This is a genomic window from Arthrobacter sp. 131MFCol6.1 (assembly GCF_000374925.1).
Lineage (GTDB): Bacteria > Actinomycetota > Actinomycetes > Actinomycetales > Micrococcaceae > Arthrobacter.
In genome coordinates, this window is sequence record NZ_KB895541.1 from 721,495 (window position 1) to 733,639 (window position 12,145).

The following is a 12,145-nucleotide window of genomic DNA, read 5'->3' on the forward strand; positions in this document are numbered from 1 at the left end:
AGACGTTCGGGCATGCCGGACTGTATTGGGGAGTAACGAAGGCGTTCAGGAGCTATCACCATGCCGCATCAAAAGAGAGTTTTGGCAATTGTCCTCGCAGGTGGCGAGGGAAACCGGCTCATGCCGTTGACGGCGGACCGGGCCAAGCCTGGTGTCCCGTTTGCCGGAAGCTACCGGCTTATTGACTTTGCCCTTTCAAATCTTGTGAATTCCCGCTATCTGCAAATTGTGGTGTTGACGCAATACAAGTCCCACAGCCTTGACCGGCACATTTCCGAAACGTGGCGCATGTCCACCCAGCTGGGGAACTATGTGGCCTCGGTCCCGGCCCAGCAGCGCGTCGGCAAGAGCTGGTTCCTGGGCAGCGCCAACGCCATCTATCAGTCCCTGAACCTCATTCATGACGCCAATCCCGACATCGTCGTCGTGGTCGGCGCAGACCACGTCTACCGGATGGACTTCTCCCAGATGGTGGCCCAGCACGTCGCCAGCGGGGCGAAAGCCACAGTCGCCGCCGTCCGCCAGCCGCTGCACATGGCGGACCAGTTCGGTGTGATCGAAACCGATGCGGACAACCCGGAGAAGATTGCCGCGTTCGTCGAGAAGCCGTCGTCGACACCCGGCCTCGCGGCGGACCCCAGCCAGTTCCTGGCCTCGATGGGCAACTACGTGTTCAACGCCGACGCCCTGATTGAAGCCCTCCACGTTGACGCCGAGCGCCTCGACACCAAGCACGACATGGGCGGGGACATCATTCCCTACTTTGTGAACCAGGGCGAGGCCGGCGTTTACGACTTCACCCTCAACGACATCCCCGGATCCACCGAACGGGACCGCACCTACTGGCGCGACGTCGGCACCATCGATTCGTTCTACGACGCCCACATGGACCTGATCTCCCCCGTCCCGGTCTTCAACCTCTACAACTCCGAGTGGCCGATTTACACCCGCCAGACCATCTCCCCGCCGGCCAAGTTTGTCCGCGGCAAGTCCAACACGGTGGGCACGGCACTGGATTCGATCGTGGCCAGCGGCGTCGTCGTCTCCGGCGGCATCGTGGAAGGGTCCGTGCTCTCCAACGACGTCTACGTCGGCACCTCGAGCCGGGTCCTGGACTCGGTCCTGATGGACAAGGTCAACGTCGGTGAAGGCGCCGTGATCAAGCGCGCCATCATCGACAAGAACGTCAAGGTGCCGGCCGGGGCCACGATCGGGCTCGATCCCGACCTGGACCGCGCCCGCGGCTTCAAGGTCACCGACTCCGGAATCACGGTCCTGTCCAAGGGCCAGCACGTCCCGGACCCCAGCGATGCGGAACGGGCGCTCTCCGCGGCCAACCTGCGCCTGGTGCCCGACGCCGTCCGCACCGCAACCGAGAACTGGCCCGAACTGCGGGAGTCCGTGGACAAGGTGGCCGACGTCCAGGCCGCCGCTGTCGGCACGGACGGACCGGTCAAGCAATCACCCACGGCATAGGCAGGCGGGGGCCCGGCACGCTCGTCCGGCCGGGCTCCCCGCACCCTGTAAAATTAGGGCAATGAGCTCCCCCGATCTGTCCTCCGACGTTTCCGCCGCCGAGTCTGGTCTTGCCGGGTCTGGTCTTGCCGGGCTGACCCCGGAGGAAATCCAGGCCTGCCTGAAAGTCCTGAACACGATCCACGCCTATGACGAGGAGCACCCGGACTACGTCTCAGTGCGCCGCGCCACCGGGAAGATGTTCAAGGCCGTCAAGCGCCACCGGCGGGTCAGCAAGCGCGATGAGATCGCCGAGGCGGACCGCGCCGTGATCGCCCAGACGGCGACGGCGGCCCCCGACAGGATCGACGACGAAACGCGCGGCAACAAGCTCGCCACGTCCGCGACCGGGGAAATCGCCGGCCACCTGATCAGGTCCCGGCCGTGCTACATCTGCAAGCAGCACTACACCCAGGTGGATGCCTTCTACCACCAGCTGTGCCCCGAGTGCGCCCTGTTCAGCCACAGCAAGCGCGACGCCCGCACCGATCTGACCGGCCGCAGGGCCTTGCTCACCGGCGGGCGGGCAAAGATCGGCATGTACATCGCGCTCCGACTCCTGCGGGACGGCGCACACACCACCATCACCACCCGGTTCCCGAAGGACGCCGCCCGCCGCTTCGCGGCGATGGAGGACAGCGCCGACTGGCTGCACCGGCTCCGGATCGTGGGCATCGACCTCCGCGACCCGTCCCAGGTAATGGCCCTGACGGATTCGCTGGATGCCGCAGGACCGCTGGACATCATCATTAACAACGCGGCCCAGACGGTGCGGCGCTCCGGCAATGCCTACAAGCCGCTCGTCGACGCCGAAGACGAGCCGCTGCCCGCCGCCCTCCAGGCTGCCAACGGTGGCCCGGAGCTCGTCACGTTCGGCCACGCCCACGACAAGCACCCGCTTGCCCTGGCCAGCAGCGTGCTCGACCATCCGGTACTGGCCGGGGACGCGATCACGTCCCTGGCCCTGTCCACCGGTTCGGCGTCGCTGGAGCGGATTGCCTCCGGCACGGCAATCGACGCGGGCGGGCTGGTCCCGGACCTCGCCACCATCAACAGCTGGACCCAGGTGCTGGACGAAGTGGACCCGCTGGAGATGCTCGAAGTGCAGCTGTGCAATGTGACGGCTCCATTCCTGCTGGTCAGCCGGCTGCGGGGTGCCATGAAGCGATCCACCGCGCGGCGGAAGTACATCGTCAATGTCAGCGCCATGGAGGGCCAGTTCTCCCGCGCCTACAAGGGCCCCGGGCACCCGCACACGAACATGGCCAAGGCTGCGCTGAACATGATGACGCGAACCAGCGCCCAGGAAATGCTCGACGCCGACGGCATCCTCATGACGGCCGTGGACACCGGCTGGATCACGGACGAGCGGCCGCACTACACCAAAGTCCGCCTCATGGAAGAGGGCTTCCACGCGCCCCTGGACCTCGTTGACGGCGCCGCCCGCGTTTACGACCCCATCGTGATGGGCGAATCCGGTGAGGACCAGTACGGCGTCTTCCTGAAGGACTACAAGCCCAGTCCCTGGTGACCGGCGCCGGCGGGCCGCAGCGCGCGTCACTGTGGTGTCCGCTGCGGGACCTATGGCCCTAATCGGGATCCTGGCCGGCCCGTATCGTGGCTCGACATGGACTCAACCACGCCCTCGCCGGAATACTCGCTGACCATGGACCAGTGCTGGGCGCTGCTCGACACCGAAGTCGTGGGGCGCGTAGCGCTGATCGTAGACAACCATCCGGAGATCTTCCCGGTGAATTTCGTACTCGAACGGCGGGCGATTGCCTTCCGCACCGCCGGCGGCACGAAGCTTTGGGGCGCCATCACGGGCAAGCCGGTTGCATTCGAGATCGACGGCTACGACGTCCACGAGGAGACGGCCTGGAGTGTGATGGCGCGCGGCGAAGCCGAGGTCATCGAGAGCCAGGAGGAGAAGGACGAAGTGGACTCCTTGCTCCTGGAGCCCTGGCAGCCCGGGGAGAAGGCTTACTACGTGCGTGTGGCTCCCAAAGCCCTGACCGGACGACGCTTCAAGGTCAACCGGCCCGATATGTGGACCACCCGGCTCTCGGATCCGCGCCGGGCCACGTTCGAATAGGATCCTCCGGGCAGGCGTGCGGGGTCAGTCGTGTTCTGGCGAGTGGACCACCAGCACCGGGCAATGCGCATGTGCCACACAGGCGGAACTCACCGATCCCAGTAGCAGTCCGCCGAATCCCCCGTGGCCGCGACGGCCCAGCACGAGCATGTCCGCGGTTTTGCTCTCCTCGATCAGTGTGCGGCGGGGGTGTCCCTGGATGAGGCGGGTCTCGACGTTGTCCGGGGTGTCCGGGCCGAAGGCCTTCACCACCGCCTCGGCCAGGATTTCGCCGGCCCGGACGTCGAAGTCGTCGATCCCGACGGCGACATAGCCGTCGTACACCGGCGGGTAGTCCCAGCATGCCACCGCGACGACTTTGGCGGCCAGAGGCACCGCGAGGCCCTGCGCATGCCGTAACGCGGACACCGAAGCGTCCGAGCCGTCAACGCCTACCACGATCGTGCGGACGTCCCTGACTTCGTTCATCGCCATCCTTGCCCTCGTACCGGCCGAGCTTCCTGCGCCAGATGGCGACGCTCCCATGATTTCCCTCGGCCGGCACGACGCCTAGGGCCAAAGGGCATGCACCCACGCCGGCCGGCGGCTACCCGGAAACGCTCAGGGCAACTGGCCGGAGCCGGCCTGTCGGGCACTATGACCCTTGTTCGCGCCGCCCCAGTGCAGAAGAATGGCAGAGGCTGGGGTCAGCAGATGAAAACAGTATCTCGATACAAAAATCAGCGTGTTAATAAGAGCATTGAGCGGTCGCGCGAGCGGCCGGACGGGAGAATCATGATTGCCTGGGCAGACGCAGGTCTCACTGCACCTGATGGCGGGCAGGCGGTGATCCGCGTCTTTATACTTGATGACCACGAACTTGTCAGGCGCGGGCTGCAGGAACTTCTCGAAGGCGAGGGGTTTGCCGTGGTCGGCAGTTCCGGATCCGCGGTGGAAGCGACCCGCCGGATTCCCGCACTGCACCCTGATGTCTGTGTGCTGGACGCCCGTCTGCCGGACGGGACCGGCATTGAGGTCTGCCGGGATGTGAGGTCGGTGGACCCGTCCCTGAACTGCATCATCCTGACGAGCTTCGACGACGAACAGGCCCTGCGTGGCGCTGTCCTGGCCGGGGCGCGGGGATACGTGCTGAAGGAGATCGGCGGCACGGACCTGATCGGCGCCCTGCGGCGGGCAGCAGCGGGCGAGTCCCTCTTCGAGGAGGGCGTGGCCGCCGGCGTCGTGGACAGCCTGGTGGAGGCCGAAGAGGTCGACCCGCGCACGTCCTCCCTCACCCCCCAGGAGCGCAAGGTCCTGGAGCTGGTGGGCGGCGGACTGACCAACCGGCAGATTGCCGCCGAAATGTTCCTGGCGGAAAAGACCGTGAAGAACTATGTGTCGTCTCTGCTGGCCAAGCTCGGATTCGAACGCCGCACGCAGGCAGCCGTCTTCATCGCCAGCCCGGCATTTCCGTCGGCCGCCGGCGGGAGAACCGGCGAAGTAATCCGACCGCGCAGCGTCGGGTAGGCTCCGCGGTCACCGGGCCTCCGGGCGCGCCGGCTGCAGGAGCCGCGCCGGCTACAGGGGCACCGACCATTCCAGGCTGGTACCGGAGTCGGGCGCGCTCGTGATGGTGCATTCGCCGTCGAGCATGCGCGCCCGGTCTTCGAGGTTGCTTAGCCCGTTGCGTTTTTCGGGTTGGGCGAACCCGGCGCCGTTGTCACTGATCACCACAGTCACCCGGCCCCTGACGACCGCAACCGAGACCGAGATCGTATCCGCCCCGGAGTGCCGGATGGCGTTGCTGAGCCCCTCGGAAACCACGGCCACGACGTTATCGGCCTTGTCCGGTGTCACGGCATCCACCGGTCCGGTGATGGTCAGGCGCGGCGGGAACGGCATCGACTTCGACGAGCTGCGTGTGACCCGACGGATCCGGCCGCTCAACAGTTCGATCTCGCCTGTGTTGCTCTTGAGCGAGTAAATGGTGTCGCGCAGGCTGCGGATCGCTTCGTCGAGTTCGCCGGTGATGTTGCGGATGCGCTCCAGCGCCAGTTCCTCCTTGGTGAAACGGGTCAGGCTCTGCACGCTCAGCCCGGCGGCGAACAGCCGTTGGATGACGAGGTCGTGCAGGTCCCGGGCGATCCTGTCGCGGTCGGTGAAGACCAGGAGCTCCTCGCGCAGCCGGTGCACGCGGGCCAGTTCCAAGGCGAGGGCCACGTGGGAGCCGAAGACGGCCCCCATTTCGATGTCGGTCCGGGCGTAGCGCACCGACTCCTTGTCCCGTGCCAGCAGCAGGAGGCCGTGGTGGGCGCCCTGGGTACTCAGCGCCACTGCCAGCAGCGGGCCGGTGACGGCGCCGTCGACCTCTCCCAGCACTTCGGATGCGTCGTCGAACAGGACCGGCTCGCCGCCTTCGAGGACATCTTCCAGGAGCTTTGACTTTAAGTGCAGTGACCGTCCTGAAAACGCCGTGCCGCGCTCACCGGCGACGCCGATCACCACGTGGGCCACGCCGTTGGCGGCGGGGGCCACCAGCAGGGCGAGCGAGGACGCGGACTCCTGGAGCGCCCGGCCGGCGATCGGGTCCAGGCCGCCCGACGTATAGTCGCGGTCCGTGCTCAGCATCAGCCCGGAGACGTCCATGCAGGCCTCCAGCCAACGTGCCCGGCGGCGGGCGTCGTCGTAGAGCCGGGCATTTTCGATGGCTACGCCGGCTGCTGCCGCCAAGGCGACGGCCAAGGCCTCGTCTTCGGGGGAAAAGTCCTCCCCGCCTTCTTTTTCCGTGAGGTAGAGGTTTCCGAACACCACGTCCCGGACGCGGACCGGTACCCCCAGGAAGGACTTCATGGGAGGGTGGTGTGCGGGGAACCCGTAGGCCTCGGGGTGCTTGCTCAGTTCATGCAGCCGGAGCGGCCGCGGGTCTGTGATCAGGAGGCCGAGGACGCCGTGGCCGGTTGGCAGCGGACCGATCTGCCGCGCCAGTTTGCCATCGATGCCGACGGTGATGAAGTGGCTGAGAGCGTGGTCATCACCGATGACGCCAAGGGCGCCGAACCGGGCGTGCAACAACCGGCAGGCCGACCCGACCACGCGTTCCAGGACGGCATCAAGGCTCAGGTCCTCTGCCAGGGCGACCACGGCTTCCAGCAGGCCGGCGATGCGTTCCTTGGATTGAAGCAGCTCTTCCGCCCGGGCGCCGAACCCCTTCAGCAACTCCTCAACTACGGGATTTGGCTCGGACACGGTATGGCCTGAGCCCTCACCCGTTGACTGCATGTCATTGCCCCCAATCGCTCCGGCCAATGTAGACGCTGACGGCCCTATGCCAGAATAGCGCGAACGACTCAGGAAAGCCCCGGAATTCGGAGATAAACCCGGCGGCTGGGTCCATTTGCCCTAGCCGCCGTCAGCCCGGCCGCGTACGCTCGCCCGCATGAGCACTGAATCGAGCCCGGGCCGTCACGAGCCAAAGGACCAGACCCACGCCGTCGAAGAACTCGACCACCACACATGCTGGCAGCTATTACGCAGTGTCTCGGTGGGCAGGCTGGCGGTCTGGGTGGACGATCATCCCGACATCTTCCCCATTAACTACAAAGTGGACCACGGCACGCTGGTGTTCCGGACCGCGGAGGGCACCAAGCTGCAGGCGGCCACCGGCGGCACGCCGGTGGCCGTGGAAGCCGACGGCATTAACGCGGACACTGGAGTCGCCTGGAGCGTTGTCATCAAGGGCCAAGCCGCGCCAGTGCAGAACCCCCAGGAGGTCATGGACACGGTGGGCCTGTTGCTGTTCCCGTGGCAGGCCGGAAAGAAGGAACACTTCGTCCGGATCACGCCGGATACCGTCACGGGCAGGCGCTTCAAAGTGGTGCCGCCGCAGACGTGGTGGACACCCTTGGACGACGCCACGCGTTCCGGCCTCGAGTAACCCCCACAAACACCTCTTGCGCTATCAGACCGGGCTGCCCTGAGGGCTTCAGGGCAGCCCGGTCTGATAACGCAACGCGGGGCGTGGGGTGCGCTTACGCGACGCGGGTGATTTCCACGCTGACGCTGAGGGCCGATCCCCCGCCGCCGGACAGGATGCCCTTCAGCGGCGGCACGTCGCGGTAGTCGCGGCCCCGGGCCACGGTGACGTGGAAGTCCCCCGCCGGTTTGTGGTTTGTCGGGTCCCAGCTGCGCCATTCGCCGTCCCACCACTCGAGCCACGCATGCGACTGGCCGGCAACCGTCTCGCCGAGCTCCGCCGTCGAACGCGGGTGAAGGTAGCCGGACACGTAGCGGGCCGGGATACCGCAGCTGCGCAGTGACCCGATGGCGAGGTGCGCCAGGTCCTGACAGACGCCCTGCCGCTGGTTCCAGGCCTGTTCGGCGTTGGTAGTGACGCCGGTGGAGCCCTTCATGTAGGTCATTTCACCGCGCATCCAGGCAAAGATCGCCATGGCGGCCTCGTGCGGCGATTTCCCCTCGACAACCCCGGGAATGATGGCGAGCACTTCGGAGCCGGGACCTGTCAGCTGGGACTGCGGAATCCAGTCACTGAACTGGTTCAGCGTCTCCGGAGCGGACAGGACGTCCCACCCGACGATGTCGGCCTCGGCTGCGATCTTCTCGACCCGGTGCACCTCGACGGTGGTGGTGGACAGGACTTCGAGGTGCTCGTGCGGCATCTGCATGTCGAAGGCGGTCACCCGCGTGCCCCAGTAGTCGCGGTAGCTGCTCAGGGCCGCCTGTGAAGGCGAAACCTTCATGGAGGACTCCAGCACCACCTGCTGCGGGTCCGTCAGCGGGGTCATCCGGGCCTCGTTGTAGGACAGGGTGACGCGCTTGTTGTACTTGTAGGCCGTCTTGTGGACGATGTTCAGCCGGGTCATGAAACTTCTCCCACCCAGGCCAGCTCGTCTGCCTGATTGAAGTACTTACGGGAAATGGCGTCCGAGGCCTGCGACACGGCTTTTTGCACACGCTCCATGTGCTCCGGCAGCTCCGACATGAGGTCATCGGTGCGGTGGAACTCCAGGAAGGTGCGGGCCTGGCCGACGATCCGGCGGGCGTCGTTGATGAAGCCGACGCGCTGGGCCGAGGGGTCGAGCTTCGCCAGGCACTCGTCGGCGTCGCGCAGGGCGTAGACGATGGACCGCGGGAACAGCCGGTCCAGCAGCAGGAATTCGGCCGCGTGCTGGTCCCCGAACGCCGCCCGGCGGGTCCGCAGGAACGATTCGTAGGCGCCGGCGCAGCGGAGCATGTTCACCCAGGACATGCCGGCCGAGAGGACATCGCGGGTGGAGAGCATGCGCGCGGTCATGTCGGCACGCTCCAGCGACCGGCCCAGGACCAGGAACTGCCAGCTCTCATCATGGCTGACGGTGGTGTCGGCCAGGCCGCTGACCATGGCGGTACGCTCCAGGACCCAGTTGCAGAAGCGGTAAGTGCCCACCACGTCCTTGCGGTGCTGGTTCAGCCCGTAGTAGGTCGTGTTGAGGCTTTCCCAGAGCCCGGAGGAGACGGTCTCGCGGGCTCGGCGGGCGTTTTCCCGGGCGGCACCGAGGGAACCTGCAATGGAGGTGGCACTCTGCTTGTCGTAGGCGAGGGCGTTGAGCAGTTCGGGCAGGCCGAAATCATCGCTTTGTGCGCGGGCACCCATGACGGCCAGGAGTTCCTGCGCCACGCTGCGCTGTTCCTCCATGGGCAGATGGTTGAGCCGTTCGAGGTGGACGTCGAGGATCCGGGCGGTACCGTCGGCCCGTTCCACGTAGCGGCCGATCCAAAACAATGACTCGGCAATACGGCTAAGCATTCGCGGTTACCTCCTGCGCATCAGAAATCTGCTGCTGCTGTTGCTGCTCTTTCTGGCTGTCGCGCCAGTTGCTCTCCACCGGCCAGACCGAAACCCGCTCGCGGACTGCGATGGTGGGCCGCGGGATCACTTCGACGGGGACCTGCGGGGAGTCGGCCAGGACCCAGGTGTCCTTGGAGCCGCCGCCCTGGCTGGAATTGACGATCAGCGAGCCCTCCTTGAGCGCCACACGGGTCAGTCCGCCGGGGAGGACCCAGACGTCCTCGCCGTCATTGACGGCGAAGGGGCGCAGGTCCACGTGCCGGGGGCCGAACTTGTCGCCGCTGAGCGTCGGCACCGTGGACAGCTGCAGCACAGGCTGGGCGATCCATCCGCGGGGGTCGGCGATGATCCGCTTGCGCAGGGCATCGAGTTCGTCCCTGGAAGCGTCCGGGCCGATCACCAGGCCCTTGCCGCCCGAGCCGTCCACCGGTTTGACCACGAGCTCGTCCAGGCGGTCCAGGACGTGTTCCCGGGCCTCCTTCTCTTCGAGCCGGAACGTGTCCACGTTGGCGATCACGGGCTCTTCGTTGAGGTAGTACCGGATGAGGTCGGGCACGTAGCTGTAGACGAGCTTGTCATCGGCGACGCCGTTGCCCACGGCGTTGGCGATCGTGACGCCGCCGGCGCGGGCGGCGTTGACCAGGCCGGGGCAGCCGAGCATGGAGTCGGCACGGAACTGCAGCGGGTCCAGGAATTCGTCGTCGATGCGTTTGTAGATGACGTCGACACGCTGCTCGCCCGCCGTGGTGCGCATGTAGACCCGGTTGCCGCGGCAGATGAGGTCGCGGCCCTCGACGAGTTCGACACCCATGAGGCCGGCGAGCAGGGTGTGCTCGAAGTAGGCGCTGTTGAAGACGCCGGGGGTCAGGACGACCACGGTGGGATCGTCGACGCCGGAGGGCGCCGTCTTCCGCAGGGCGGACAGGAGCCGGCGGGGGTACTCCTCGACCGGGCGGATGAGCTGCTGGCCGAAGGCTTCGGGCAGGCCTTTGGCCATGGCCCGGCGGTTTTCGAGGACGTAGCTGACGCCCGAGGGCACGCGCACGTTGTCTTCCAGAACCCGGAATGTGCCCTCGGCGTCGCGGACGACGTCGATTCCGGAAATGTGGACCCGGACGCCCCCGGCCGGTTCAAAGCCGTGCACCTGGCGGTGGAAGTGGGCGCTGGTCGTGACGAGCTGGCGCGGGATGACGCCGTCGGACACCACCGTCATCTTGTCGTAGACGTCATTGAGGAAGGCTTCAAGAGCACGGACGCGCTGGGCCACACCGCGTTCGAGGACGCTCCATTCGTCGGCGGGGATCACCCGGGGGACGATGTCCAGGGGGAAGGGCCGTTCCTCACCGGCAAAGTCGAACGTCACGCCGCGGTCCAGGAAGGTCCGTGCCATGGAATCGGCACGGGCGCTGACGTCAGCCAACGAGAGTTCGCGCAGGGCCAGGGCCACCTGCCCGTAGGATTTCCGGGCCTGCTGGCCGGGGGCAAACATCTCGTCGTAGGCGCCGGTGCGGCCGGCGGCCTCGGAGTACTCCTGGAATAGGTCAGACATGGTCACTAGCCAACCACTTTTTCGTTACGAAATCATTTCGACGGCCCGCGCCGCTGTTCCCGGTGGCACGTAGCCGCCTGCCGGGATGGCGGCGGTTACGGCTTTTCCGGCCGGGTACGGCAATGTAGGGGCGTGCCCCCGAAGAGATCCGCCGCCGCGTCAGGCCTAACAGCGGCCGCGCCTGGCCTGACCGGCGCTGCGGCGGCCGTCGCCGTTGCCGTCGCCGTCCACCTGCTCCTCCCCGCGCTGCCGGCGATGACCCTGGCCGTCCTCCTGGGGCTGCTGGCGGCCAACCTGCCGGGCGTATCTGGCTGGACCGCCGGGCCGGCGCGGCCCGGGCTGGACTTCGCCGGCAAACACCTCATGCGGGCCGGAATCGTGCTGCTGGGCCTGAAAGTCAGCCTCGGCGACGTGCTGGGCCTGGGCTGGGCGGCGCTGCTGCTCGTGACCGCCGTGGTGCTGGCCGCCTTCGCCGGCACATACGGGATCAGCAGGCTTTTCCGGCTGCCTCCCCGCGTGGCGCTGCTGGTGGCCACGGGCTTCGCCATCTGTGGGGCCTCCGCGATCGGGGCGATGGCCGCCGTGCGCAAAATCCGGCAGGAAGAAACCGTGTTGCCCGTGGCGCTCGTAACCCTGTGCGGAACGCTGGCAATCGGCGTGCTGCCGTTGCTCGCGCGGCCGCTGGGCCTGGGGCCGGAGCTCTTCGGGGCGTGGACCGGCGCCTCGGTGCACGACGTCGGACAGGTGGTCGCCACCGCCCAGACCGCGGGCACCGCGGCCCTGGCCGTCGCCGTCGTCGTCAAACTCACCCGGGTGATCCTGCTGGCGCCGATGGTCGCCGCCGCGGGCTTCCACCACCGGCTGGGCACCGCGGCCGACGGAGCCAAGCGCCCCCCGGTGATCCCGCTGTTCGTCATCGGATTCGTGGCCCTGGCGGCCCTGCGAACCACCGGGTGGCTGTCCCCCGCGGTCCTGGATGCGGCCGCCGCCCTTCAGGACCTGCTGCTGGGCATGGCCTTGTTCGGGCTGGGCTCCGCCGTCCGGGTGCGGCAACTGGTGCACACCGGCGCACGCGCGCTGCTGGCCGCGCTGGCGTCCTGGCTGCTGATCGCCCTGCTGGGCCTGGCGGCCGCCTTTCTGATGTTCCCGCCGGCGTGACCGG

The 12,145-nt window shown here is 67.1% G+C and carries 11 protein-coding genes; 6 read left to right on the forward strand and 5 right to left on the reverse strand.

Features of this window, described 5'->3' with window-relative positions; translation table 11 throughout:
• The first annotated feature begins 60 nt into the window (after nt 1–60).
• From glgC to C566_RS0103470, 3 genes are all read left to right on the forward strand, one after another.
• Entirely contained in the window at nt 61–1,476 is a 1,416-nt protein-coding gene (gene glgC / locus C566_RS20680; RefSeq protein ID WP_043465688.1) for a glucose-1-phosphate adenylyltransferase, read from the forward strand.
• A gap of 61 nt (nt 1,477–1,537) precedes the next feature.
• Nucleotides 1,538–3,046 (forward strand): SDR family NAD(P)-dependent oxidoreductase, encoded by a 1,509-nt coding sequence (locus C566_RS0103465; RefSeq protein ID WP_018772941.1) that lies wholly within the window; start codon nt 1,538–1,540, stop codon nt 3,044–3,046.
• A 96-nt stretch (nt 3,047–3,142) separates the two neighbouring features.
• Nucleotides 3,143–3,610 carry a pyridoxamine 5'-phosphate oxidase family protein gene (locus tag C566_RS0103470; RefSeq protein WP_018772942.1) on the forward strand — a complete coding sequence of 156 codons (468 nt, stop codon included), beginning with the start codon at nt 3,143–3,145 and terminating at the stop codon, nt 3,608–3,610.
• 24 nt (nt 3,611–3,634) lie between these two features.
• Here C566_RS0103470 and C566_RS0103475 read toward each other — a convergent pair whose 3' ends face one another.
• A complete protein-coding gene (locus C566_RS0103475; protein ID WP_018772943.1) occupies nt 3,635–4,084 on the reverse strand; it encodes a universal stress protein in 450 nt (149 codons plus the stop codon).
• Nucleotides 4,085–4,384: 300 nt separating this feature from the next.
• On the opposite strand from C566_RS0103475, the gene C566_RS0103480 reads away from it, so the two are divergent.
• Nucleotides 4,385–5,116: a response regulator gene (locus C566_RS0103480; protein ID WP_018772944.1), complete on the forward strand. Its 732-nt coding sequence runs from the start codon at nt 4,385–4,387 to the stop codon at nt 5,114–5,116.
• Between the two features lie 51 nt (nt 5,117–5,167).
• On the opposite strand, the gene C566_RS0103485 is transcribed toward C566_RS0103480, so the two are convergent.
• On the reverse strand, nt 5,168–6,868 hold the full coding sequence (locus C566_RS0103485; RefSeq protein WP_051082215.1) for a GAF domain-containing sensor histidine kinase: 1,701 nt from the start codon (nt 6,866–6,868) through the stop codon (nt 5,168–5,170).
• A 157-nt stretch (nt 6,869–7,025) separates the two neighbouring features.
• On the opposite strand from C566_RS0103485, the gene C566_RS0103490 reads away from it, so the two are divergent.
• On the forward strand, nt 7,026–7,523 hold the full coding sequence (locus C566_RS0103490; RefSeq protein ID WP_026266337.1) for a pyridoxamine 5'-phosphate oxidase family protein: 498 nt from the start codon (nt 7,026–7,028) through the stop codon (nt 7,521–7,523).
• A 94-nt stretch (nt 7,524–7,617) separates the two neighbouring features.
• Here C566_RS0103490 and C566_RS0103495 read toward each other — a convergent pair whose 3' ends face one another.
• Genes C566_RS0103495 through C566_RS0103505 form a run of 3 tightly spaced genes read right to left on the reverse strand, consistent with a single transcriptional unit; the run spans nt 7,618 to nt 10,983 of the window.
• Entirely contained in the window at nt 7,618–8,469 is an 852-nt protein-coding gene (locus C566_RS0103495; protein WP_018772947.1) for a transglutaminase family protein, read from the reverse strand.
• The gene (locus C566_RS0103500) at nt 8,466–9,392 is read right to left on the reverse strand and encodes an alpha-E domain-containing protein (protein WP_026266338.1); all 927 of its coding nucleotides are present in this window, start codon (nt 9,390–9,392) and stop codon (nt 8,466–8,468) included. The genes C566_RS0103495 and C566_RS0103500 overlap by 4 nt, the downstream gene beginning before the upstream one ends.
• Nucleotides 9,385–10,983 (reverse strand): circularly permuted type 2 ATP-grasp protein, encoded by a 1,599-nt coding sequence (locus C566_RS0103505; RefSeq protein WP_018772949.1) that lies wholly within the window; start codon nt 10,981–10,983, stop codon nt 9,385–9,387. The genes C566_RS0103500 and C566_RS0103505 overlap by 8 nt, the downstream gene beginning before the upstream one ends.
• A gap of 132 nt (nt 10,984–11,115) precedes the next feature.
• Here C566_RS0103505 and C566_RS0103510 point away from each other — a divergent pair, with 132 nt between their 5' ends.
• A complete protein-coding gene (locus C566_RS0103510) occupies nt 11,116–12,141 on the forward strand; it encodes a YeiH family protein (RefSeq protein ID WP_018772950.1) in 1,026 nt (341 codons plus the stop codon).
• Nucleotides 12,142–12,145: the final 4 nt, after the last annotated feature.